Origin of the sequence: Montanilutibacter psychrotolerans (assembly GCF_003719825.1) — a bacterium.
GTDB classification, from domain to species: Bacteria; Pseudomonadota; Gammaproteobacteria; order Xanthomonadales; family Xanthomonadaceae; genus Montanilutibacter; species Montanilutibacter psychrotolerans.
Genome location: NZ_RIBS01000001.1, coordinates 117,266 through 140,008 on the forward strand (window position 1 = coordinate 117,266; position 22,743 = coordinate 140,008).

Here is a 22,743-nt window from a genome sequence, read left to right on the forward strand (position 1 = left end):
CGAGTATCGGTGCAGGCCTATGGGAAGTTGTAATGGAATCGTTAAAGCACCCGCTGCCACCGCACGCTGAAAGCACTGCCGTCGCCACGCCGCTGGCGCTGCTGGAGCATCTTGCCGACGGCGGGTTTGCCGAGGCCGAAGCCCTGCTGGGCAACGACGCCGAATCGCTGCTGCTGTATCGCGATGGCGACACGGTGCGGGCTTGGCTCAACGTCTGTCCCCACGCGGGGCGCCGCCTGGACTGGGCGCCGGGGCAATTTCTCAAGAGCCGCGACGGCCTGCTGGTGTGCGCTGCACACGGCGCGAGCTTCGAGTTGCAGAACGGCCTGTGCACGGCCGGCCCGTGCCGCGGTGAATCGCTGCGCGCCGTGCCCGTGGTGGTGCGCGACGGCGCGGTGTTCCTGGCCGGAGAGTAGAGACGCGCTATCGGCGCCGGGACACACGCCTTGCGATGCGCGCACGCGGCGGCACCGGCATCTGAGCCGTCGAATCAGTACATCAGGTTGACCATTGCCACGGCGATCAGGGTGTAGATCAGGGACAGCGGTCCGCCCACTTTCCACAGTTCCTTGCCGCTGTAGCCGGCCGGACCGGTGACCATCGAGATCACCGGGTTCGAGGACGTCATGAAGTTGTTGGATGCCGACAGGGCGACGACCAGCGCGAACGCGGTCGGGTTGCCGTCGGCCGCCAGGGCGAGGTTGATTGCCAGCGGCACCATCACGATGGTGGCGCCGACGTGGCTGATCACCAGCGAGAACACCGTGGTCAGCAGGCCCACCGCCACCTGCAGCAGCCAGTCGGGCGTGCCGGCGGGCAGTTGCTCGATACTGTGGCCGGCCACCCAGGCGGCTGCGCCACTGGAGTCCATCGCCCAGCCCAGCGGGATCAGGCAGGCCATCAGGAACACGGTCTTCCAGTTGATCGCGGCATAGGCCTCGTCGATGTGCAGCACGCCGGCGATCAGCATGCCGGCCACGCCGGTCATCAGTGCGATCGACACCGGCAGCCGCGACGACAACGCCAGCAGCATCGACACGGTAAAGATCGCCAGCGCGATCTTGAGCTTGTGGGGGCGCTGCTCGCCCTTGGGGTAGTCGGTTACCACGACCAGATTCTTGTCGCCGGCCGCGTCGGCCAGGTCGGTCCAGATGCTGTGCAGCACCAGCATGTCGCCGGCCCGCAGCGGTACGTCGCGGACGTTCTCGCGCAGCACCTTCTTGTCGCGGTTGACGGCCAGAAGGCTCAGGCCGAGCACCTTGCGCAGTTGCAGGTCGCGGCCGGTCTTGCCGATGAACTGTGAGGTCGCCGGGATCACCGCTTCGGAGATGCCGGCGCGGCTGGGGTTGAACAGGTCGGCGAAGTTGCGCAGGCGTGCGCTCAGGCGCAGGAAGTTGTTCTGCGCGAAATCGGCGACCTGCGTCCTGGGGCCCATCGCGCCAAGCACGCTGCCCACCCAGATGCGCGCGTCGGCCGGTGGCGCCAGGCGCGATTCGCTGTCGCTCTTGAGCGCCAGCAGGAGCGGTGCGCCGCGCAGTGCCTCGGCCTCGCCCAGCGACATGCCGACCAGCGGGCTGTCGGCGGTGACGGTCAGCTCGTAGACGTCGCCGTCGATGCCGTAGGCCTGCGAAAAGTAGCTCTGCGTGCGTGCCGGCGTGGCGCCCTTGCCGTCCTCGTCGCGCAGCAGGCGATCGCCGAAGAAGTGGAAGTAGGCCAGCGACGCCGCCAGCAGCGCCACGCCGATCGGCAGCGGCGCGAACATCTTCAGTGGCTCCAGCGTCGCCGCACCCGAGGGCAGGTTGTCGTTGGCCGCCATCAGCAGGTCGTTGAGCAGGATCAACGGCGAGTTGCCGACCATGGTCAGGCCGCCGCCCATCACGATGGCCGCCGCGATCGGCAACAGCAACCGGGTCAGCGGCAGGCCGGTGCGCGAGGACAACCGCGAGGCAACCGGCATGTACAGCGCCATCACCGACGGGTTCTGCATGAACGAGGAGTTGAGGCCAGCCACCGCCGTGGTCAGCAGCAGCAGGCGCTGCTCGACGCCGCGTGCCCGCCGCAGCAGCCAGCCAGCGAGCCGGTTCAGCGCGCCGGTGCGGTCCAGGCCCGCGCCGAGGATCATCGTGGCGATGATGCTCATCACCGCGTTGGACGAGAAACCGTTGAAGATCTCGTCCGGTTCGACCAGCCCCGACAGTCCCAGCAGCACCAGCACCACCAGCGCGACCACGTCGGCGCGGATGCGCTCGAACAGGAACATCGCCATCGTGAATCCCACCAGCCCGAGGACGAGCTTCATGTCGGTGGTGAGCGTCAGCGCGGTTTCCATGCCGGGGCGGTGGCTTACTCGTTGGACGCGTGGGAATGCACGCGGGGGTCAGCAGCGGTCGTAGAGGAGGTCCCACACCCCGTGGCCGAGCTTCTGGCCGCGGGTTTCGAAGTGCGTCTGCGGTCGCCAGTCCGGGCGGGGTACCGACCCACGCTTCCCCGCGCGGTTGACGATGCCGGGTGTCGCATCGAGCACATCCCACATCTGCTCGGCATAGTCGTGCCAATCGGTCGCGAGGTGCAAGCGGCCATCGGCGGCAAGCTTGCGCACCAGCAGCGCGGCGAACTCGGGCTGCACCAGCCGGCGCTTGTTGTGGCGCTTCTTGTGCCAGGGGTCCGGGAAGTAGATGCGGACCTCGTCGAGGCTGCCGTCGGCGATTTCGTTGCTGAGCACTTCGACCGCGTCGTGGTGGTAGACGCGCACGTGGTCGCTGCCGTCCTCGGCCAGCGCATTGAGCACGCGGCCGACGCCAGGGGCGTGAACCTCGATGCCGATCAGGTCGCGGTCGCGGTCGTGCTGCGCGGCGAAGCGAAGCGCCTCGCCGTTGCCGAAGCCGATCTCGACCACGCGCCTGGCGTGGCGGCCGAACACGCCGTCGTAATCGCGCGGGGCGCCGGTGTAGTCGAGCCCGAACCGCGGCCACAGCTCATCGAACGCGCGCTGTTGGGCCGGCGTGAAGCGGCCCTGGCGCAGCACGAAGCTGCGCACCTTCCGGTGGCCTTCCTCGACGGTGAAGGGCTTGGGCGGGGTCTTGGCGCCGTCGCTGGAAAACGGGTCGGTCATGTCAGCCGACCCCGGCAGTGGCAAAGCGGGACGTCATCCGATCAAGCCATCCACCGGTGAGGAGGCGCTGGCGAAGCGCTTGCGCGGGATACGGCCGGCCTTGAACGCGGCGCGTCCGGCCTCGATGGCGAGCTTCATCGCATGCGCCATCAGCACCGGGTTGCGCGCGCCGGCGATGGCAGTGTTCATCAGCACGCCGTCGCAGCCCAGCTCCATCGCGATGGCGGCATCGGAGGCGGTGCCGACGCCGGCGTCGACGATGATCGGCACCTTGGCGTTCTCGACGATCTCCACCAGGTTCCAGCGGTTCTGGATGCCCAGGCCCGAGCCGATCGGCGCGGCCAGCGGCATCACCGCCACGCAGCCGATCTCTTCCAGGCGCTTGGCTAGCAGCGGGTCGTCGGAGGTGTAGACCATCACGTCGAAGCCGTCTTTTACCAGCGTCTCGGCCGCGGCCAGCGTCTGCACCACGTCCGGGAACAGCGTGCGCTGGTCGCCGAGCACTTCGAGCTTGACCAGCGTGTGGCCGTCCAGCAGCTCACGCGCCAGGCGGCAGGTGCGCACGGCGTCGTCGGCGGTGTAGCAGCCGGCGGTATTGGGCAGGATGGTGTAGCGGTCGGGCGGCAGCACGTCGAGCAGGTTCGGCTCGCCGGGGTTCTGGCCGATGTTGCTGCGGCGGATGGCGACGGTGACGATTTCGGCGCCCGCGGCCTCGGTGGCCAGGCGGGTCTGCTCGAGATCGGTGAACTTGCCGGTGCCGGTCAGCAGGCGCGAGCGGTAGGTCTTGCCGGCGATGACGAACGCGTCGTCGGACAACGGGGAATTGGCATGGGAATTCATGCCGACATGGTACCAGTGCCAACCCTGCGACGAGGTCCGAAAGTTGCCCCGCGGCGCATCGGCGACGACGGTTCCGGCTCAGCCGCCGCCGAGCGCGTGGACGATCTCGACGCGGTCGCCGCCGGTGACCAGTTGGTCCTCGTGACGGCTGCGCGGCACGATCTCGCCGTTGAGTTCGACCGCGACCCGGCGTTCGCCCAGGCCTTCTTCGACAAGCAGTTGCCGCACGCTGAGGCGGTTGGCGAGCGAGCGCGGCTCGCCGTTGAGAGTGATGTCCATGGGCGCATTCTCGCCCCCTGCGCCACTGGCCGCCAGCCGGGCGAGTTGCCTGAGCGCGCCGGGGCACCGGCTTGTGCGAGCGCACGCCGCGTGTTTCGATGCGGCCGATCCGCTACCGCATGGTGGGCGGCCACCGCTACCGGCCAGTTCGGCCGCCCGATTCCAACCATCAGGGACGTCCCGCATGAAAGCAGTCCGCACCGCACTCGCCGCCGCGCTCGCGCTGGCCGCCGCTCCGGCGTTCGCACAGACCTTCTCGCAGACCGTGTTTTTCGGCGACAGCCTGACCGATTCCGGTTTCTACCGGCCGTTCCTGATCGAGCAGGCGGGCCCGAGCGCCGCGCTGGGCGGCCGCTTCACCACCAACCCCGGCCTGGTGTGGTCGGAGTACCTGGCGGACTTCTACGGCACCGGTGCGAACTCGGCCTGGGGCCTGACTTCGCAAGGCATCGTCAACGCCGATGGCACCAACTACGCCGCCGGCGGCGCCCGCATCACGCTGCCGCCGGGCTTCCCGCCGACGCCGCCGACCCAGTTCGCGCCGTCGATGTCGCAGCAGATCAGCGCCTACCTGGCGCGCACCGGCGGCCGCGCCGACCGCAACGCGCTGTACACCGTGTGGGGCGGCGCCAACGACCTGTTCTTCCACATCAATCCGACGCCGTTCCAGACCACCCAGGCGCAGTTCCTGGGCGCGGCTACCGAGCAGGTGGGCCTGGTGGCCCGGCTCAACAACGCCGGCGCCCGCTACATCCTGGTGCCGACGATGCCCGACGTGGGCCGCACCCCGTTCGGCCTGTCGCAGGGACCGGCCGGTTCGGCGGGCATCACCGCCCTGGTCGAGGCCTACAACGCCACGCTGTTCGGCGGCATCCGCCAGCAGAACCTGCGCGTGATTCCGCTCGACACCTTCCATCTGATCCGCGAAATCGCCGCGACGCCGTCGCAGTTCGGTTTCGTCAACGTCACCAACCCGGCCTGCGGCACCACGCCGTCGCTGGTGTGCACCAGCACCGGCAGCGGCTACGCGTTCGCCGATGGCGTGCACCCGAGCAGCGAGGCCCACAAGGTCATCGCCGATTACGCGGTGTCGATCATGGAAGCCCCGCGCCAGCTGGCCGTGCTGCCCAATTCGGCGGCGATGGTGGGCCGCTCGCGCGCAGATCGCGTGTCGATGCACATCAACGGCAAGCCCGCCGGCGACGGCACGCGCTGGTGGAGCGATCTGCGCGGCGACTTCCAGCGCTACGGCCACGGCGACAACTACGACGGCGTCGGCCCGTCGCTGACCGGCGGCGTCGACTGGACCCGCGGCAACCTGGTGTTCGGTGCGTTCGGCGGATACGGCCGGCAGTCGCTCGACTGGGGCCGCCGCTCCGGCGGCTTCGACCAGAGCGACCTGAGCATCGGCGGTTTCGTCGGCTGGTACGGCGAAGGCGGTGCCTGGGCCAACGGCCAGGCCAGCTACAGCCGCCTGGACTACGACATCGACCGCAAGGTGCAGCTCGGCCAGGGCAGCCGCACGCACAACGGCGACACCGACGGCGACAACATCACCCTGGCGATGAGCGCCGGCTGGGAGTTCGGCGAAGGTGCGCTGCGCCACGGCCCGGTGGTCAGCGTGGTGTCGCAGAACATCCAGATCGACGGCTTTGCCGAATCCGATCCGTCGCTGTCGACCTCGCTGGCGTACTCGGAGCAGGAGTACGACTCGCTGCTGGCCAGCGTCGGTTGGGAAGCCAGCTGGGCGGGCAACGACCACGTGAAGCCCTACGCCCGCGCCACCGTCGATCGTGAGTTCGAGGACGCGCCGGAAGAGTCGTTCGCGCGCCTGCAGTCGATGCCGGGGCTGGCACCGTACGCGGTGCCGGGCCAGAAGTTCGACCAGCGCTACGGCACCCTGGTGCTGGGCGTGCAGACCAAGCTGTTCGGCCTGGACGCCAACCTCGGCACCAGCGTGACTGTCGGCCAGGAAGGCGGCAACAACACCACGGTGTTCGCCAGCTTCGGCGCCGGCTTCTGATCGGTCTGGCCTGCGCGCCAGCGTTGGATCGCTGGCGCCCGGATGGCGAGAGTCCGGATCGGCAACGACCGATCCGGGTTCAGCGATTGGCCCTGCAGGCGACGTTGCACACCGCAAGGGCCCCAACCGGGGCCCTTGTCATTCACGGCAATGCGGTTCCTGTCAGAGTGCCGAACGCACGGGGCTGGTCAGCGCGCCGGGAATGCGCAAGAATCCGGGCCTCAAGCGGGTGTAGTTCAATGGTAGAACTGCAGCTTCCCAAGCTGCTAGCGTGGGTTCGATTCCCATCACCCGCTCCAACGCAACGGCGACCTCTGTCATGACCGACGAGGCCGCCGTTTTTGATTGCGACGCAGACTTGGTGTCGCGCATGGACCGCAGGGCGCATGCTTGCGCACCTGCTCTTCGCCGCGGAGGCGCAATGTCGGCCAGGATGATGTCCGCACGTATCACCCTGGGCTGGCGCGAATGGGTTGCCTTGCCTGGCCTGGGAATCGGCGCAATCCGCGCCAAGATCGACTCCGGTGCGCGCAGTTCCGCCCTGCACGTCGACACGCAATGGCGCTTCACCGAGGGAGGCGCGCCCTGGGTCGGCTTCCGACTGACGCCCGGGCACGCCGGTGCGGTGGCGATCGAGGCGATGGCGCCGGTGTTCGACGAGCGCGAGGTCACCGATTCAGGCGGCCATCGCAGCCGGCGGCTGTTCCTGCGCACGCCGTTGCGCCTTGCCGGAATCGAACGCGAAATTGAAATGAACCTGTCCGACCGTCGCGGCATGCTGTTCCCGATGCTGCTCGGACGCACCGCCATGGCGCGTGCGTTCACCATCGATCCCGCACGCTCCTTCCTCCACGGCCGGCATGCCGGCGAATTCCCCCGGACACCCGTGCCATGAAGCTCGCGATCCTTTCGCGCAACACCAAGCTGTACTCGACGCGGCGCCTGGTCGAGGCCGCACGCGAGCACGGCCACAGCGTGCGCGTGCTCGACCCGCTGCGCTGCTACATGCGCATTGCCAGCGACAGCTTCGAGATGCACTACAAGGGGCGCGAGATCCACGGTTACGACGCGGTCATCCCGCGCATCGGCGCTTCGGTGACGCGCTACGGCTCGGCCGTGCTACGCCAGTTCGAGCTGATGGGCAGCTTCACGCCCAATACCTCCGACGCGATCCTGCGCGCGCGCGACAAGCTGCGCAGCCACCAGCTGCTGGCCGCCGAGAGCATCGGCATGCCGGCCACGGTGTTCGGCGACAACCCCGACGACACCAACGACCTGCTGTCGATGCTCGGCCCGCCGCCGCATGTGATCAAGCTCAACGAGGGCACCCAGGGCGCGGGCGTGATGCTGACCGAGAAGCTGTCGGCCTCGCGCGGCGTGATCGAGGCGCTGCGCGGCCTGTACGCGCAGTTCCTGGTACAGGAATTCGTGGCCGAGGCCAAAGGCGCGGACCTGCGCTGTTTCGTGGTGGGCAACAAGGTGGTGGCAGCCATGAAGCGGCAGGCCCCGGACGGCGACTTCCGCTCGAACCTGCACCGTGGCGGCACGGCCAAGGGCATCAAGGCCAGCGCGGCCGAGCAGGACGTGGCGGTACGCGCCGCCCAGGTGCTGGGGCTGGGCATCGCCGGCGTCGACCTGATCCGTTCCGATCGTGGCCCGCTGGTGCTGGAGGTCAACGCGTCCCCGGGGCTCGAAGGGATCGAGCAGGCGAGCGGGGTGGACATCGCCGGCGCGATCATCCAGCACGTGGCCGGTCGCCGGAAGCGCGGCCGCAACGCCCGGCGCGTCGTCGCCCGAGCCTGAGTCGCAGGTGTCCGGCGCAGGCCGGCGCCGACCGATGCTGAACGGACCTCACCTGGAAACGGGTGGGTGATACATGCCGCGCTCCGGCCGGGTGTTGGCAGGAATTTCCTTTGGTTTCATTGGGTTGCCGGATTCATGGCGCCCGGGGCCGCGTGGACCTGGGTGAACGCCCGGCAGTGCGCCCGACCGCCCAATGGGAATTTAACCTTCGTTTTAACGGGTGTTTAATCGCCGTCCGCGTAGTGTCTGCCGTACCGAAGCTTGCAGGCTCCTCGTCAGTCCGGTCCGCTTGCTTGTTCCGCGCCAGCTCCTTCAGGCTGGCCAGGGGCAAGGCGGTTCCGTCGGGTCGGCAGGCCACGGTATCGGGGCAATACCCTTTTGGCCCAGGCGCGGCGATCCCGCGTCTGGGTCTTTGTTTTTGGGCGTTGTCCGTTGCGGCGCGGGGATCTTTTCGCCCGCGATGCAGTCCGATCCCCACCATTGCCGTGCCAATGGCCCGCCACGACACGGCGGGGCCACCGGCTCTGGCAGAATCCCCCCATCCCGCCCGCGGCCCCTTCGGCTGCCGGCAAAACCACAGGAAGGCCCGATGCGCATCCTCGTCATTGAAGACAATCAGGACATTGCCGCGAACCTGGGAGACTTCCTCGAAGACCGCGGCCATACCGTCGATTTTGCTGCCGACGGCATCACCGGCCTGCATCTGGCGGTTGTCCACGACTTCGATGCGATCGTGCTCGATCTCAACCTGCCGGGCCTCGACGGCCTGGAGGTCTGCCGCAAGCTGCGCAACGAAGCGCGCAAGCAGACGCCGGTGCTCATGCTCACCGCGCGCGACTCCCTCGACAACAAGCTGGCCGGGTTCGATTCCGGCGCCGACGACTACCTCATCAAGCCGTTCGCGCTGCAGGAAGTCGAAGTCCGCCTCAACGCTCTGTCGCGCCGCGGCCGCGGCGTGCAGACGCGGGTACTCAATGCCGCCGACCTGGAATACAACCTCGACACGCTGGAAGTGCGTCGCCAGGGCAAGCTGCTGCAGCTCAACCCGACCGCGCTGAAGATCCTGCAGGCGCTGATGGAAGCGTCGCCGGCGGTGGTCACCCGCCAGGAGCTGGAAACCCGCGTGTGGGGCGAGGAGCTGCCGGATTCGGATTCGCTGCGCGTGCATATCCATGGCCTGCGAGCCGTGGTCGACAAGCCGTTCGAGTCGCCGCTGATCCAGACCCGCCATGGCATCGGTTACCGGATCGCCGAACTCGATGCCAGCACCTGAAGAAACCCCGCGACCCCGGTCGCGTCGTCGCACCCGCTTCCGGCGGCGCCTGCGCAGCCGCATCGTGCTGGCGTTCGCCCTGCTCGGGCTGGGCTTGACCCTGCTGCTCGCGTTTTCGGCCAACTGGGTGCGCAACCGGGTCGAGGAAGACCTGGTCGTCGATGTGATGAACCGCAACATCGACGCGTCGTGGCAGCAGTACCTCCTCAATCCCGACGACGTGGTGCTGCCGGTGCAGCAGATGCATGCGCGGCTGGTCAAACCCGAGGGGTTCGAGAAACTGCGCGTCGAGCAGCCGGACTGGTACGTCCTTCCAGACGGCATCCACAACATCAGCGGTGAAGAGAACGGGCAGCCGTTCTCCTACAAGCTGGCCGTACGCAAGACGCCGGAGGCCTGGTTCTTCCTCGCCTACGACATGACCCAGGTCACCCGCGGCCAGGAGCAGTTCAACCGCGCGCTGGTCGGCGTGGTGCTGTTTTTTACCGTGCTCTCGGCGCTGATCGGCCTGTGGTCGGCCTCGCGCGTGATGAGTCCGGTGTCGGAGCTGGCGCGCCTGCTCAAGCTGTCCGGGCTCAACGCGCAGCCTGAGCAGTTGGCGTCGCATTTTCCCGACGACGAAGTCGGCCAGCTCGCCGAGGCACTCGACGACTACGCCACCCGCCTCACTGAGGTGGTTCAGCGCGACCGCGAGTTCAACGCCGACGTCAGCCACGAGCTGCGCACGCCGCTGGCGGTGATTCGCGGCGCGGCCGAGCTGCTGCTGTCGCGCCCCGAACTCGACGACAAGACGCGCGCGCGCCTGCAGCGCATCCAGCGTGCCGAGCAGCAATGCACCGACCTGATCAGCGCCCTGCTGCTGCTGTCGCGCAACGAGCGCGGCCACGGCAACACCGATGTGGCCAGGCTGGCCGAACAACTGCTGGACGCCCACCGTGCCCAGCTTGCCGGCAAGCCGCTTCAGCTGCGCATCGAGGGCGAGCGCGGGTTGCTGGTGGATGCGCCCGAGGCGGCCGTGGCCGTCGCGCTGGGCAACCTGATCGGCAACGCCGTCAAGTACACGACCAGCGGCGAGGTGATCGTGCGCATGCATCCCAAGTCGGTCGAGGTCATCGACTCCGGCCCCGGGCTCAGCGCCGAGGACGCGGCCAAGCTGTTCGAACGTGGATACCGCGGCACCCACGCCGGCCACTCGCAAGGCGGCGGCATCGGCCTGTCGATCGTGCGCCGGCTGTGCGCGCTGTATGGCTGGGACGTGCGGGTGAAGCCGGGCGAGGAAAAGGGCGTCGTGGCGACGCTGACGTTCGCCCCGCTTCAGTCGTTGCTGGCCCGGGACGCCTGAGGCCGGCAACCGTGGCGTTGTTTGCCGCGGAGCAGGCGGCGTGCTGCCAGCAAGCGGCCGCCCGTTGCAGGCGGCCGCATCGGTTTGCCGATCAGGCGTCCAGCATTTCCAGCCAGCCGTGGCGGTCGGGCGTGGTGCCGTCGAACAGGCCGAAGAACATTTCCTGGACGTGACGGGTCACCGGGCCGGGCTGGCCGGTGCCCACCTGGCGGCCGTCGACCGATCGGATGGGCGTGATCTCGGCGGCCGTGCCGCACATGAACAGCTCGTCGCACAGGTACAGGTACTCGCGCGGCATGTCGCGCTCGACCACCTCGATACCGGCCTCGCGGGCCAGCGTGATGATGGTGTTACGGGTGATGCCGTTGAGCAGCGCGGCGCTGACTGGCGTCGTGTGCAACGCGCCATCGAACACGAGGAACAGGTTCTCGCCCGCGCCCTCGGACAGCAGGCCGGTCGAGGCCAGCGCGATGCCTTCGCCGAAGCCCAGGCGCCGCGCTTCACGCGCGATCAGCTGGCCCGACAGGTAGTTGCCGCCGGCCTTGGCGCCAGCGGGGATGGTGTTGGGGGCGAAGCGCTGCCAGCTCGACACGCAGGCGTCGATGCCGGCATCGAGCACGCCTTCGCCCAGGTACGGACCCATGAACCACGTCGCCACCGACATCTCCACCGGCGTGTCGGCCGACAGACCGAAGCCGCCGAGGCCGCGATAGGCGAACGGGCGCAGGTAGGCGCGGGTCAGGTTGTTCTTCTTGATGACCTCGCGGCAGGCCGCGTTGATCACGTCCACGCCGTAGGGCATGGGCATGTCGTAGATCTTGGCCGAGGCGTACAGGCGCTTGTTGTGGTCGCTCAGGCGGAAGATCGCCGGGCCGTTGGGGGTCTCGTAACAGCGGATGCCTTCGAACACCGATGAGCCGTAGTGCAGGGCATGCGACATCACGTGGGTGGTGGCGTCCTGCCAGCGCTTGATCTGTCCGTTGTGCCAGATCCATTCGGGATATTGCGTGCTCATACGGGGCTCTTGTTGCCGAGGGTCGGGAGCCCGCTAGTTTAGCGGTTTGCGCGCGTGGGCCCGTCGGGTAGGCAGGGCGGTCGGACGGGCGGAACGCGGGCCCGGCAACGGGCCTGGCGACGATCAACCGCCGCGGATCCACCAGCAGCCGAAATGGCGTTGCAGTCCGAACACCGTGCGCGATGGCGTGCCGGTGTTTCCAATGGTCTGCTCCAGGCGCAACGCCACCGGCGTGCGGCGCACCGTCGTGCTCGGATAGGGGTAGGGCGTGCCGTCCTCGTTGTATTCCATCGGCGGGCGCGGATACACCGGCGCGATGTCGACCAACGGACGGTTGGCGATCGTGTTGAGCCGCTCGAGGATGGTGTAGGCCGTCCTGCCCGACATCCCGGCCCAGTGATAGACACCGGCCAGCCGGGTGCCGTCGCGTGCGTCGATCGCGCTGGTGACCTCGTGGACCAGGTCGTTCAGATTGCGGGCGCAGCCGCCCCGGTAGGCACGTTTGGCCGACAACGTGCTGCCGGTGTGCGGGCGGCGCTCCACGCCTCCGACGTCCGCGCAGCGACGGTCGGTGAAGACCACGCTGCCATCGGCGCCGACACAGCGGCGGACCTGGGCCGTCGCATCGCCCGGCGGCAGCCAACCAGCAGCAGCGAGCAGGCACGCCAGCGGGAGGAACAGGGTCGGGCGTTTGCGCGGCATCAGGTCAGACTAGCGCCGCGTGGGAGACGCGAACAGTGCGTGGTTGGCGACTCCGCGAATCCGTTCGCCAGCGCGCGCCCGCCGGGCTGCCTTCAGTAGCGGATGAAGTAGCAATCGCGGTAGCGCTCGACCCGGAAGTCGGTGACGGTGGCGTGCGTGCCACGGCCAAACATCAGCTGCATGGTGCCGGCATCGCCATCGCCATCGCCACCGGCACGACCCGCCATCGCGAGCAGTCCCTGCGCATCGCCGATGTACGCATTGAAGAAGTGGCTGTGCGTGAGCGGCTCATCGAACATGCCGTCGAGACGGTCCATGATCCGGCGGCCATCGCGGTGCGACAGGCCGGCCCAGTGGTAGCTCTCGGCCAGGCGGTTGATGTCGCCCAGCGCCAGGGAGCCATGCAGGTCCATCTCCAACTGGGTGGTCGAGCGCGCGCAACCGCTGGTCAGTGAGCGTCGTCCCGGCGCGGAGATTGCCGACGTGCGCAACACGGTATCGGCGGTTGCATTGCCGGTGGTGCTGGTCGCGCGCGCCTCGTCGCTGACGATGCGGCTCAGCAACTCGCCCTCGATCGGTGTGTGGGTGGCGTCGAGCGTGCTGCACGCCAGGTCGGTGTAGGCGATCGTTCCATCGGACGCCTCACAGCGCGCGATGCCGGTAGTGGCGTCGGCAGGGCGCGGAGCGGGGATCGCCGCGAGCACGACGATCACCGCAGCGAGGGGGAGGAACCTGTTCATGAGTAGCGGCGCCTGTGGGGGTAAGCACAGGTTCCGCGTGTTGCCGTCAACGCACCGTTGCTGAATTGGCCGTGGCGCTGAACCCCCGTGGAATTCAGCGCAGGTTGTCGATCACGCTCAGCGTGGGTTTGGCCAGGTTGAGCGTGTAGAAGTGCAGGCCGGGCGCGCCGCCGGCAACCAGTCGCTCGCACAGCTGGGTAACCACTTCGGTACCGAAGGCGCGGATGCTCTCGGCGTCGTCGGCGTAGGCGACCATGCGTTGCGACACCCAGCGCGGGATTTCCGCGCCGCACATCTCCGAGAAGCGCCGGATCTGGCTGAAGTTGGAGATCGGCATGATGCCCGGCACCACCGGGATGTCGATGCCCTTGGCGCGCACGTCGTCGACGAAACGGAAATAGGCGTCGGCGTTGTAGAAGTACTGGGTGATCGCGCCGTTCGCGCCGGCGCGCACCTTGCGCACGAAGTTGTCCAGGTCGACATGCGCGTCGCGCGCCTGCGGGTGCATCTCCGGGTAGGCGGCGACCTCGATGTGGAAGTGGTCGCCGGTTTCGGCGCGGATGAACTCCACCAGTTCGCTGGCGTAGCGCAGGTCGCCCGGGCTGACCATGCCCGACGGCAGGTCGCCGCGCAGGGTGACCAGGCGCTTGGCGCCGAGCGCGCGGTACAGCTTGAGCAGACCGCGGATTTCCTCGCGCGATCCACCCATGCAGGTGATGTGCGGTGCGGCGTTGAGCCCGTGGTTGCCGCGCAGGTGCTGGATCGCCTCGGGTGTGTGGCTCAGGGTCGAGCCGCCGGCGCCGAAGGTGACGCTGACGTAGTCGGGCGAGCGCCCCTTGAGCTTGGCCGCGGTCTTGTCGAGCTGGCTGCGCTGCTCGTCGGTCTTGGGCGGATAGAACTCGAAACTGATGGGGATCATGCAGACCGCCGGCCGTTGGAATGGCGTCAGTTTATCTCTCCATCGCGATGAATGGAACAAGGTTACCGATCGTCGCCGCCGGGCGGCAGCAGGCCGGGCGTTCCGGAAACGACAACGGGCGCCGAAGCGCCCGTTGGGTGGTGCAATGCTGCAGGTGGGATCAGTAGCGGTAGTGGTCCGGCTTGTACGGGCCTTCCACGGACACGCCCAGGTAAGCGGCCTGTTCGGCGGTCAGCGTGGTCAGCTTCACGCCGATCTTCTCCAGGTGCAGGCGCGCGACTTCTTCATCCAGCTTCTTGGGCAGGATGTAGACCTTCGCCTCGTAGGTGTCCTTGTTGGCCCACAGGTCGATCTGCGCCAGCGTCTGGTTCGAGAACGAATTGGACATCACGAAGCTCGGGTGGCCGGTGGCGCAGCCCAGGTTCACCAGGCGGCCTTCGGCCAGCAGGAAGATCGAGTTGCCACCGGCGAAGGTGTACTTGTCGACCTGCGGCTTGATGTTGGTGTGCACCGCGCCCGACGCGTACAGCTTTTCGACCTGGATCTCGTTGTCGAAGTGGCCGATGTTGCAGACGATCGCCTGGTCCTTCATCGCCTTCATGTGCTCGAGCGTCAGCACGTCCTTGTTGCCGGTGGTGGTGACATAGATGTCGCCACGGCCCAGCGTGCTTTCGACGGTGTTGACCTCGAAGCCTTCCATCGCCGCCTGCAGGGCGTTGATCGGGTCGATCTCGGTGACCACAACGCGGCAACCGTACGCGCGCAGCGAGTGGGCCGAACCCTTGCCGACGTCACCGTAGCCGCAGACCACGGCCACCTTGCCGGCCAGCATCACGTCCATCGCGCGCTTGAGGCCGTCGGCCAGCGACTCGCGGCAGCCGTACAGGTTGTCGAACTTGGACTTGGTGACCGAGTCGTTGACGTTGATCGCCGGGACCAGCAGCGAGCCGGCTTCGAGCATCTGGTACAGGCGGTGCACGCCGGTGGTGGTCTCCTCGGAGACGCCCTTCCAGTCGCGCACGACGGTGTGCCAGAAGCCCGGACGCTGCGCATGCACGCGCTTGAGCAGGTTCTTGATGACCTGCTCTTCGTGGTTGGCCGATGCGGTGTTGACCCAGTCGCTGCCGTTCTCGAGCTCGTAACCCTTGTGGATCAGCAGGGTGACGTCGCCGCCGTCGTCAACGACCAGCTGCGGGCCGAGGTGCTTGTCGGTGCCGTTGCCGGGGAAGGTCAGCGCGTCGAGCGTGCAGTCCCAGTATTCCTCCAGCGACTCGCCCTTCCAGGCGAACACCGGGGTGCCGGTCTTGGCGATCGCAGCGGCGGCGTGGTCCTGGGTGGAGAAGATGTTGCACGAGGCCCAGCGGACGTCGGCACCGATGTCCTTCAGCGTCTCGATCAGCACGGCCGTCTGGATGGTCATGTGCAGCGAGCCGGTCACGCGCACGCCCTTGAGCGGGGTGGTGGCGGCGTACTTCTTGCGGATGGACATCAGGCCCGGCATCTCGTGCTCGGCGATGTCGAGTTCCTTGCGGCCCCAGTCGGCCAGCGTGATGTCGGCGACCTTGTAATCGCCTTCGGTCGAGAAGGTTTTTGCGACAGCGTTCATGTGTTGCTCCGTTGTTGGGAGTCTGGCCGCGCGTGCGGTGACTCGCATTAACGGGCGCCGTTACGAAGAAGAACCCCCCGAGCCTGAGCCGGACGTCCTGTGCGGACCGGCATGCAGCGCCCCTCGGTGGGACCGCCATTGTAGCCGTCCGCGCCGGTCTAGCCCACCGTGACCAGCGGGATCGGCGACCGTTTCGAAGACCCCCTGGCGGGCCTGGTCAGCGCGTCCTCATGTTCAGACAGGGACGCGCCCCAGAACTGGTCCAGCCGCGGGCCGCGCCGCAACCGACGGCCGAACAGGAAGCCCAGGATTTCGCGCGGCCACACTCGCCGGCCCATGCGGGTGTACCAGCGCATCGCGTAGCGAACCTCCGGGTCCGGATGCAGCAGGTTGCGGAACAGGGCGCGCGGTCGCAGCTGCATGATCGCCTCGATGCCCTTCACCCACAGCAGCACTCGCCAGGGCGGCACGCGCGAGGTCGCCAGCACCTGGTGCTTGTAGTCCCACTTGCGCACGTCCGGCTCGATCACACGGCGGTCGGCCACGGTGTCGAAGTAGGGCGTCCAGCGGTGCGGCGTCACGTACAGCAGCTGGATCTGGTCGGGGTCGTAGCTCAGCAGGTGTTTCAACGAGTTCCAGTAGTCGCGGTCGGTCTCCTCGTCGAAGCCGACCACGTACGTCGCCATGGAGACGATGCCGTGCTGGCGCAGCAGGCGGATCGCCTCGCGGTCCTCGCTGCCGGTGGCGCCCTTGCGGATCGCGGCCAGCGTCGCGTCGGAGTAGCTTTCGATGCCCATCAGGAAGCGGATCACGCCCGCGCGCTTGTACAGGTGCAGGATGTCGGCGTCGCGCACGATGTCGCCGGCGCGCGTGGAGCCCACCAGGGGTCAGTGGCACGTTCTGCGCGATCAGCGCTTCCAGGAAGGCTTTCCACGCCTTGCGCGAGCCGGTCGGCAGCTCGTCGGCGAAGTTGATCAACGCCACGCCGTGCTCGCGGTACAGCCGCGCCAGCTCCGCGGCGAACTTCACCGGGTCCCGGTGCCGCCAGCGGGTCCAGAAGCCGCGCTGCCCGCAGTAGCTGCACAGGTAGGGGCAGCCGCGCGAGAACTGCACCACCACCGCCTTGCGGCCGCCCCAGTACGAATAGCGGTCGTGGTCGATCAGTTCCCAGGCGACGCGGCATTCGTCCAGGTCGGTGGCCATCTCAGCCGGCCCCGTGGTGCGCACCGTGCCGTCCACGCGCCAGGCGATGCCCGGGACGGTGGACAGTTCCTCGTTCGCCGCCAGGGCCTGCATCAGCTTCAGCGCCGTGCGCTCTCCTTCGCCACGCACGATCACGTCGATCGCGGGTTCGGCGGCCAACACGTCCTGCCAGTGGTAGGTCGGAAACACGCCGCCATACACGATCCGCAACGCGGGCAGACACCGCTTCAGTTGTGCCGCGATCTTCGCCACCGTGGGATGCGCCGAGGTCGACCCCGAGTGCCCGACCATCAGCGCATCCGGTCGCCTGCTGTGCACCTCGGCGACGATGGCTTCCACCGACATCGGCCCGAACTCGGCATCCAGCAGCTCCACCTGGAAGCCTGCATCGAGCAACGGCCCGCCGATGCTCAACAGCCCCAACGGCGGCAACTGCTCGCGCGGGATGCGGCTGCCGATTGCGGTGTGCGGCGGGTTCAACAGGAGGATGCGCAGCGTGGGTGCGGACATGGCCGGTTCCGTGAAGGAGTGGCCGGCGTCCTGTTGAGCCGGCACCGCGTGCTTGCGGTGCCGGGGATGCTGAAAGCGCCCGGTGAGAGCCGTATGAAGTGAATGTGAGGCGGGCCGCCGTAGCCAGGCCCGACGACCGGCCGCAGGTTTCACGCGTTCAACGATGAGGGTTCTTTCCGCGAACGCGAGATCACGGGGCCGCAGCCATCGATGTCGCTCGCGCACACGCCCAAACGAATGCCTCGGCCGTAAACACCCATTGCCTGCGTCCAAAAGAAAACGGGCCGCATCAGCGGCCCGTTTTCGTCACGCGTTGAAGTCTGGCTTACTTCTTGAGACCGGCGGCCTTGCGCAGTTCCTCGGCCTTGTCGGTCTTCTCCCACGAGAACGCCGTGGCGGTGTGCTTCTTGCCCTCGGCGTCGGTGTAGCTGGCCTGGTACGGCTTGCGGCCGAAGTGACCGTAGGCCGCGGTGTCCTGGTAGATCGGGTGGATCAGGTCGAGCATCTTCACGATGCCGTACGGACGCAGGTCGAAGAACTTGCGGATCAGCTTCTCGATCTTGTCGTCGCTGATCTTGCCGGTGCCGAAGGTGGTGACCGAAATCGAGGTCGGCTCGGCGACGCCGATCGCATACGACACCTGCACTTCGCACTTGTCGGCCAGGCCGGCGGCGACGATGTTCTTGGCGACGTAACGCGCGGCATAGGCGGCCGAACGGTCGACCTTCGACGGATCCTTGCCCGAGAACGCACCGCCACCGTGACGGGCCATGCCACCGTAGCTGTCGACGATGATCTTGCGGCCGGTCAGGCCGCAGTCGCCCACCGGGCCACCGATCACGAAGATGCCGGTCGGATTGATGTGGATCTTGTTCTTGGGCAGCGAATCCAGCCACGCCTTCGGCAGCACCGGGCGCAGGACGTGCTCGTACACGCCTTCGACGAGGTCCTTCTGCTTGATGCCCGGGTCGTGCTGGGTCGACAGCACCACGGCATCGAGACCGGCCACGTTGTGGTTGGCGTCATAGCGCAGGGTGACCTGCGACTTCGCGTCCGGGCGCAGCCACGGGAGCTTGGAATTCTTGGCCTTGCGAACCTTGGCCTGCTGCTCGACCAGACGGTGCGAGTAGTAGATCGGCGCCGGCATGAATTCCGGGGCTTCGTTGCAGGCATAGCCGAACATCAGGCCCTGGTCGCCAGCGCCCTGTTCTTCCGGCTTCTTCTGCTTCTTCTTGCTGCCGTCGACGCCCGCGGCGATGTCCGGCGACTGCTTGCCGAGCATGTTGATGATGGCGCAGGTGTGACCGTCGAAGCCGACGTTCGAGTTGTTGTAGCCGATGTCGTTGATCACCTTGCGGGCGAGCTCTTCGATGTCGACCCAGGCGGTGGTGGTGACTTCGCCGGCGACGATGGCCGCGCCGGTCTTCACCATCGTTTCGCAGGCGACGCGCGCGCGCTTGTCCTGCGCCAGGATCGCGTCGAGGACGGCATCGGAGATCTGGTCGGCGATCTTGTCCGGATGGCCTTCAGAGACGGATTCAGAGGTGAACAGGTAGTTCGACATCGAGGTTATATCCTTGCATTCGGATAAAAGGATGGGCGCGCATCATACAGAGTCGCCGGCGCCGGCGCATTGTGCCCCGTAAGGGGTTGGGCGTCAGTTAAGGGCAGTGACGACGTAAACGCCAGCGCGAGTTGCGCGTCAGGCCCGGTCCGTGGCGGTTTGGGCGCCGCGCGAGGGGTTGTCACGCCGCTGTCGCGCGCGCGCAACGGCGCTGTCGCGCTGCCCGCACAGGCTGCGCGGCAACGGCCTCACCGGCTGCTGCCGCCGCGCCAATGCTCCAGCTCGAACGCCGCCTGCAAACCCGTTTCCCGCACTGGTTCCGCGGTCGCCGCGGCGACCTCGCCCGGCCGTTGCTGCGCTCGATCGGGCGCTGGTCGCGGTTCGATGCGCTGGACGCGTTCATCGCCGCCAGTGCCGGGTTGCGCGATTTCGCCTTCGTCCAGGCATCGCTGGAGTTCCTGCAGGCGCGCTACGTCGCCGACCCGCACGAGGTCGAACGCATCCCGTCCACCGGGCGGCTGCTGATTGTCGCCAACCATCCCTCCGGCGCGCTCGACGCGCTGGCGTTGCTGGACCTGGTGGGACGCGTGCGTCGCGACGTCCGCATCGTCGCCAACGACCTGCTGTCGGCGCTGGATGGCCTGCAGGGTCTGCTTCTGCCCGTGCGCATCCTGGGCGGGCGACCAAGCGCGGAAAGCCTGCGCGCGATCGAGGCGGCACTGGAGGCCGAGCAGTGCGTGATCGTGTTCCCGGCCGGCGAAGTGGCGCGGCTGAGCCTGCGTGGCGTCACCGACGGCCGCTGGCGCCGCGGGTTCCTGCGCTTCGCACGGGCCACGCGCGCGCCGGTGCTGCCGATCCGCGTGGAGGCGCGCAACTCGGCGTTGTTCTACGGGGCCTCGGCGCTGTTCAAGCCCGCAGGCACCGCACTGCTGGCCCGCGAGATGTTCGCGAGGGGGGCGCGGCGGATCGCGCTGCGCATCGGACGGCAGATTCATCTGCCGCCGGACGGCGATCCGGAACGGTTGCTGCGTGAGGTGCGCCGCGAGCTGCATGCGATCGGCACGCGGCGCGAGCGGCCTGCCGCGGTGGTCGCCCAGCCCGAATCGATCGAACCGGAAGCCTTGATCGACGCGATCGATCCTGCGCAGGTGCGGTCCGGCATCGAGGCGATGGCGTTGCTGGGCCGGACCCTGGACGGCAAGCAGATCCGCGTCGGCACGCTCACGGCCGGCGCGCCCTTGCTGCGCGAGATCGGCCGCCTGCGCGAGCTGACGTTCCGGGCGGTCGGGGAGGGCACCGGCCAGCGACTGGACGTGGATGTCTACGACAGTTGGTACGAGCACATCGTTTTGTGGGACGACACGGCCACCCGGATCGCGGGTGCGTACCGGGTCGCGCGCGGGGCGAAGGTGCTGGGCGAGCGCGGCCTGGCCGGGCTGTATACCGCCTCGCTGTTCCGCTATGCCGACGACGCCGTGCCGCGACTGGCGGCGGGAATGGAACTGGGCCGCAGCTTTGTCGTGCCGGACTACTGGGGAAGTCGCGGCATCGACTACCTCTGGCAGGGTATCGGCGCCTACCTGGCGCGCCATCGCAACGTGCGCTACCTCTACGGCCCCGTGTCGATCAGCGCCGCGCTGCCGATCGATGCCCGCGAGCAGATCGTCTCGTACTACGCCTGCTACTACGGCAGCAGCGAGGCGTGCGCGGAGTCGAAGCAGCCGTTCGCGTATCGGGCCGCGCCGCCGGGATTCGGCGCGCTCGACGCCGCCACGGCGTTCGGCGTGCTCAAGGGCAACCTTCACGCCCTCGGCGCGACGCTGCCGATGCTCTACAAGCAGTACACCGAGCTCTGCGAACCCGGCGGTGCACGGTTCCTCGCCTTCGGTGTCGATCCGGCATTCCGCGATGCGGTCGACGGCCTGATCGAACTCGACCTGCACACGCTGCGGCCGAAAAAGCGCGAGCGCTATCTGGGCGTCGCCGTCGATGGCGCGTCCACGGGACCGGCACACGCCGTGGCGTGAGAACCGCCGCGCCGTTGCCGCAGGCGGCGTGAGCGTACAGGCCGCGCCGGGTAGCATGTCGGCATGGACTCATTGACGCAGATCGTGCTCGCCGCGGCCATCGCCGCGGCCATCGCCCCGCCCGGACACCGCCGTGCCGCGCTGCTTGCCGGTGCCGCACTGGGCACCTTGCCGGACCTGGACGTGATTCCGGTGACCCTGCTGACCGACGACCCGGTGGCGCGGATGACCTGACATCGCAGCATCAGCCATTCGCTGCTCGTTCTGCCGCTGGTGGCCTGGGCCATCTGGGCCTGGTGTCGCGGTCGAGGCGGGCGCGTGGCGCAATCGCCACGACGCTGGTGGTGGGCGATCGTGCTGGCGCTGGTGACGCACCCGCTGCTCGACGCCTTCACCGTCTACGGCACGCAGCTGTGGTGGCCCTTTCGTCCCCCGCCGACGATGTGGTCGAGTGTGTTCATCATCGATCCGCTGTACACGATCTGGCTGCTGCTGGGGTGCGTGATCGCCTGGTTTGCGCGCACCCGGCCGCTGGCGCAGCACGCACTGGTGGCGGCGCTGTCGATCAGTTCGTTGTACCTGGGCGCGTCGTTGCTGGCCAAATCGATGGTCGAGCGCGAGGCCGAACGTTCGCTTGCGGCGCTCGGCCTGCAGGATGCGCCACGGTTCTCCGTGCCAATGCCGTTCAACATCCTGCTCTGGCGGGTGGTGGCGATGACCCCGGAAGGCCACGTCGAAGGCGAACGCTCGCTCTTCGCCGATCGCGGGCCGATGCGTCTGCGTGCCTACCGCTCCGATGTCCAGGCGTACGCACAGGTTCGCGCGCTGCCCGACGTGCAGCGACTGGCGTGGTTCAACCACGGCTTCATGAAGGCGCAGCAGCACGAAGGCGAGCTGGTGCTGAGCGACCTGCGCATGGGCGCCGAACCCGACTACACATTCCGTTTCGTCGTTGCACGGCGCGACGGCGACCATTGGCGCGCGATACCGGCGCGGCAGTTGCGCTGGCCGTGGCAGGCTTCGCGCCGGTTGGGCGCGATGTGGCAGCGGATCTGGCGCGAGCCGGGCCCGTCGGCGGCGTCCGCGCACGACGCAACGCCGTCACCGGCACAGCCGGCGGCGTTGCGTGTCGATGTGCGCGAATGACAAATCCTGTGACGTCGCGGTCGGCGGCGTCCGGATGGTGCAGCGAGGTGTCTGGCGCAGGAGCGGCGTCAACCGCTTTGCCGCCAGGAGATGGAGCATCGATGACCGTGCACGATCATCGACGCACGCAAGCACTCACGACTGGCTCCGCTCCTGCAAGGAGCCCCCTGGTGACACGAATCGTGGCGATCAGCGCGCCGGTGCCTCGACCACGGCAACGTGACGCTCGGGCGCTTGGTTGGTGGTGGCGACGCGGGCGTCGCGCGGGATGTCCAACGTGATAGTGCGTCCCGCGAGAAGGTCGGCAGCGCGTTCCTTGCCAAGCGCGTTCTCGAACTGCTCGCGCGCGCGCTCGTAGCTGCGCGTGTATTCGGCGAATGGTGTGCGGTTGCCCATCAGCATCTGCACCTTGCGTTCGCTCAGTCCAGTCTGTTGGGCGATCAAGGAGAGGTCGCCGGCGTAGGCTGGGGCCGCAGCAACGAGCGCAACGGCGATGAAGGCAGCTTTGGCGTTCATGGTGGTCTCCAGTGCGGGCCACTCCTGGCCCAGTGACTGCGGGGGAGCGCAGGCCGGTGGGACTCCGGCCGATGCATCCTCCCGCTGCCCGCAAGCGAATACGAGTGCCAATCAGGCCCATGA

At 68.0% G+C, this 22,743-nt stretch carries 19 protein-coding genes, 1 tRNA gene, 2 pseudogenes and 1 riboswitch; of the genes and pseudogenes, 9 read left to right on the forward strand and 13 right to left on the reverse strand.

Annotated features, from left to right (window positions below):
* Positions 1-32: 32 nt before the first annotated feature.
* Positions 33-416, forward strand: a complete 384-nt coding sequence (locus EER27_RS00445) for a Rieske (2Fe-2S) protein (protein WP_123086069.1) — start codon at positions 33-35, stop codon at positions 414-416.
* A 74-nt stretch (positions 417-490) separates the two neighbouring features.
* Here the strand turns inward: EER27_RS00445 and EER27_RS00450 are convergent, their stop codons facing one another.
* From EER27_RS00450 to thiS, 4 genes are all read right to left on the reverse strand, one after another.
* Positions 491-2,329: an SLC13 family permease gene (locus EER27_RS00450; RefSeq protein WP_123086070.1), complete on the reverse strand. Its 1,839-nt coding sequence runs from the start codon at positions 2,327-2,329 to the stop codon at positions 491-493.
* Between the two features lie 48 nt (positions 2,330-2,377).
* Complete coding sequence (gene trmB, locus EER27_RS00455; protein ID WP_123086071.1) at positions 2,378-3,112, reverse strand: tRNA (guanosine(46)-N7)-methyltransferase TrmB; 735 nt, start codon at positions 3,110-3,112, stop codon at positions 2,378-2,380.
* 33 nt (positions 3,113-3,145) lie between these two features.
* On the reverse strand, positions 3,146-3,952 hold the full coding sequence (locus EER27_RS00460) for a thiazole synthase (RefSeq protein ID WP_123086072.1): 807 nt from the start codon (positions 3,950-3,952) through the stop codon (positions 3,146-3,148).
* Between the two features lie 78 nt (positions 3,953-4,030).
* Positions 4,031-4,231 carry a sulfur carrier protein ThiS gene (gene thiS / locus EER27_RS00465; RefSeq protein WP_123086073.1) on the reverse strand — a complete coding sequence of 67 codons (201 nt, stop codon included), beginning with the start codon at positions 4,229-4,231 and terminating at the stop codon, positions 4,031-4,033.
* A 184-nt stretch (positions 4,232-4,415) separates the two neighbouring features.
* Here thiS and EER27_RS00470 point away from each other — a divergent pair, with 184 nt between their 5' ends.
* The 6 genes from EER27_RS00470 (at position 4,416) to EER27_RS00495 (ending at position 10,672) form a co-directional block, all read left to right on the forward strand.
* Positions 4,416-6,254, forward strand: coding sequence for an autotransporter domain-containing protein (locus tag EER27_RS00470; protein ID WP_123086074.1), 1,839 nt, complete (start codon positions 4,416-4,418; stop codon positions 6,252-6,254).
* A 225-nt stretch (positions 6,255-6,479) separates the two neighbouring features.
* Positions 6,480-6,553 (forward strand) — tRNA-Gly (locus tag EER27_RS00475).
* A 137-nt stretch (positions 6,554-6,690) separates the two neighbouring features.
* Positions 6,691-7,149, forward strand: a complete 459-nt coding sequence (locus EER27_RS00480; RefSeq protein WP_123086631.1) for an ATP-dependent zinc protease family protein — start codon at positions 6,691-6,693, stop codon at positions 7,147-7,149.
* Entirely contained in the window at positions 7,146-8,057 is a 912-nt protein-coding gene (gene rimK, locus EER27_RS00485) for a 30S ribosomal protein S6--L-glutamate ligase (protein WP_123086075.1), read from the forward strand. Before EER27_RS00480 ends, rimK begins: the two co-directional genes overlap by 4 nt.
* A 589-nt stretch (positions 8,058-8,646) precedes the next feature.
* Complete coding sequence (locus EER27_RS00490) at positions 8,647-9,330, forward strand: response regulator transcription factor (RefSeq protein ID WP_123086076.1); 684 nt, start codon at positions 8,647-8,649, stop codon at positions 9,328-9,330.
* The gene (locus EER27_RS00495; protein WP_123086077.1) at positions 9,317-10,672 is read left to right on the forward strand and encodes a sensor histidine kinase; all 1,356 of its coding nucleotides are present in this window, start codon (positions 9,317-9,319) and stop codon (positions 10,670-10,672) included. The genes EER27_RS00490 and EER27_RS00495 overlap by 14 nt, the downstream gene beginning before the upstream one ends.
* Positions 10,673-10,763: 91 nt before the next feature.
* On the opposite strand, the gene EER27_RS00500 is transcribed toward EER27_RS00495, so the two are convergent.
* The 8 genes and pseudogenes from EER27_RS00500 to metK all read right to left on the reverse strand — a co-directional run bounded on the left by EER27_RS00500 (position 10,764) and on the right by metK (position 18,931).
* Positions 10,764-11,687 (reverse strand): branched-chain amino acid transaminase, encoded by a 924-nt coding sequence (locus tag EER27_RS00500; RefSeq protein ID WP_123086078.1) that lies wholly within the window; start codon positions 11,685-11,687, stop codon positions 10,764-10,766.
* Between the two features lie 123 nt (positions 11,688-11,810).
* Positions 11,811-12,389 (reverse strand): hypothetical protein, encoded by a 579-nt coding sequence (locus tag EER27_RS00505; protein WP_123086079.1) that lies wholly within the window; start codon positions 12,387-12,389, stop codon positions 11,811-11,813.
* A gap of 92 nt (positions 12,390-12,481) precedes the next feature.
* Positions 12,482-13,129, reverse strand: coding sequence for a hypothetical protein (locus EER27_RS00510; protein ID WP_148040881.1), 648 nt, complete (start codon positions 13,127-13,129; stop codon positions 12,482-12,484).
* A gap of 94 nt (positions 13,130-13,223) precedes the next feature.
* The gene (metF, locus tag EER27_RS00515) at positions 13,224-14,048 is read right to left on the reverse strand and encodes a methylenetetrahydrofolate reductase [NAD(P)H] (RefSeq protein WP_123086081.1); all 825 of its coding nucleotides are present in this window, start codon (positions 14,046-14,048) and stop codon (positions 13,224-13,226) included.
* Between the two features lie 160 nt (positions 14,049-14,208).
* Entirely contained in the window at positions 14,209-15,654 is a 1,446-nt protein-coding gene (ahcY, locus tag EER27_RS00520) for an adenosylhomocysteinase (RefSeq protein WP_123086082.1), read from the reverse strand.
* Positions 15,655-15,699: 45 nt separating this feature from the next.
* Positions 15,700-15,785, reverse strand: a riboswitch (S-adenosyl-L-homocysteine riboswitch).
* A 27-nt stretch (positions 15,786-15,812) separates the two neighbouring features.
* The gene (locus EER27_RS17220; RefSeq protein WP_223807158.1) at positions 15,813-16,535 is read right to left on the reverse strand and encodes a radical SAM protein; all 723 of its coding nucleotides are present in this window, start codon (positions 16,533-16,535) and stop codon (positions 15,813-15,815) included.
* Between the two features lie 484 nt (positions 16,536-17,019).
* Positions 17,020-17,367 (reverse strand): annotated as a pseudogene (locus EER27_RS17530) (cobalamin-dependent protein); the annotation flags it as partial.
* Positions 17,368-17,692: 325 nt separating this feature from the next.
* Positions 17,693-18,931, reverse strand: coding sequence for a methionine adenosyltransferase (metK, locus tag EER27_RS00530; protein ID WP_123086083.1), 1,239 nt, complete (start codon positions 18,929-18,931; stop codon positions 17,693-17,695).
* A 272-nt stretch (positions 18,932-19,203) separates the two neighbouring features.
* Here metK and olsF point away from each other — a divergent pair, with 272 nt between their 5' ends.
* Together olsF and EER27_RS00540 are read left to right on the forward strand one after the other, a co-directional pair.
* Positions 19,204-20,958, forward strand: a complete 1,755-nt coding sequence (olsF, locus tag EER27_RS00535) for a bifunctional ornithine lipid synthase OlsF (protein WP_190285581.1) — start codon at positions 19,204-19,206, stop codon at positions 20,956-20,958.
* Positions 20,959-21,021: 63 nt separating this feature from the next.
* Positions 21,022-22,104: pseudogene (locus EER27_RS00540) on the forward strand (metal-dependent hydrolase).
* A gap of 189 nt (positions 22,105-22,293) precedes the next feature.
* Here the strand turns inward: EER27_RS00540 and EER27_RS00545 are convergent.
* Positions 22,294-22,620 carry a hypothetical protein gene (locus tag EER27_RS00545; protein WP_123086084.1) on the reverse strand — a complete coding sequence of 109 codons (327 nt, stop codon included), beginning with the start codon at positions 22,618-22,620 and terminating at the stop codon, positions 22,294-22,296.
* Positions 22,621-22,743 lie beyond the last annotated feature (123 nt).

Excerpts from the sequence above, each read along its gene's own strand:
- olsF (WP_190285581.1), top strand. The coding sequence starts at position 19,204 with ATGCTCCAGCTCGAACGCCGCCTGCAAACCCGTTTCCCGCACTGGTTC.
- EER27_RS00470 (WP_123086074.1), top strand. The coding sequence starts at position 4,416 with ATGAAAGCAGTCCGCACCGCACTCGCCGCCGCGCTCGCGCTGGCCGCC.
- EER27_RS00510 (WP_148040881.1), bottom strand. The coding sequence starts at position 13,129 with ATGAACAGGTTCCTCCCCCTCGCTGCGGTGATCGTCGTGCTCGCGGCG.
- EER27_RS00490 (WP_123086076.1), top strand. The coding sequence starts at position 8,647 with ATGCGCATCCTCGTCATTGAAGACAATCAGGACATTGCCGCGAACCTG.
- EER27_RS00445 (WP_123086069.1), top strand. The coding sequence starts at position 33 with ATGGAATCGTTAAAGCACCCGCTGCCACCGCACGCTGAAAGCACTGCC.
- metK (WP_123086083.1), bottom strand. The coding sequence starts at position 18,931 with ATGTCGAACTACCTGTTCACCTCTGAATCCGTCTCTGAAGGCCATCCG.
- ahcY (WP_123086082.1), bottom strand. The coding sequence starts at position 15,654 with ATGAACGCTGTCGCAAAAACCTTCTCGACCGAAGGCGATTACAAGGTC.
- rimK (WP_123086075.1), top strand. The coding sequence starts at position 7,146 with ATGAAGCTCGCGATCCTTTCGCGCAACACCAAGCTGTACTCGACGCGG.
- EER27_RS00495 (WP_123086077.1), top strand. The coding sequence starts at position 9,317 with ATGCCAGCACCTGAAGAAACCCCGCGACCCCGGTCGCGTCGTCGCACC.
- EER27_RS00545 (WP_123086084.1), bottom strand. The coding sequence starts at position 22,620 with ATGAACGCCAAAGCTGCCTTCATCGCCGTTGCGCTCGTTGCTGCGGCC.
- metF (WP_123086081.1), bottom strand. The coding sequence starts at position 14,048 with ATGATCCCCATCAGTTTCGAGTTCTATCCGCCCAAGACCGACGAGCAG.
- thiS (WP_123086073.1), bottom strand. The coding sequence starts at position 4,231 with ATGGACATCACTCTCAACGGCGAGCCGCGCTCGCTCGCCAACCGCCTC.
- EER27_RS00480 (WP_123086631.1), top strand. The coding sequence starts at position 6,691 with ATGTCCGCACGTATCACCCTGGGCTGGCGCGAATGGGTTGCCTTGCCT.
- EER27_RS00450 (WP_123086070.1), bottom strand. The coding sequence starts at position 2,329 with ATGGAAACCGCGCTGACGCTCACCACCGACATGAAGCTCGTCCTCGGG.
- EER27_RS00460 (WP_123086072.1), bottom strand. The coding sequence starts at position 3,952 with ATGAATTCCCATGCCAATTCCCCGTTGTCCGACGACGCGTTCGTCATC.
- EER27_RS00500 (WP_123086078.1), bottom strand. The coding sequence starts at position 11,687 with ATGAGCACGCAATATCCCGAATGGATCTGGCACAACGGACAGATCAAG.
- EER27_RS00505 (WP_123086079.1), bottom strand. The coding sequence starts at position 12,389 with ATGCCGCGCAAACGCCCGACCCTGTTCCTCCCGCTGGCGTGCCTGCTC.
- trmB (WP_123086071.1), bottom strand. The coding sequence starts at position 3,112 with ATGACCGACCCGTTTTCCAGCGACGGCGCCAAGACCCCGCCCAAGCCC.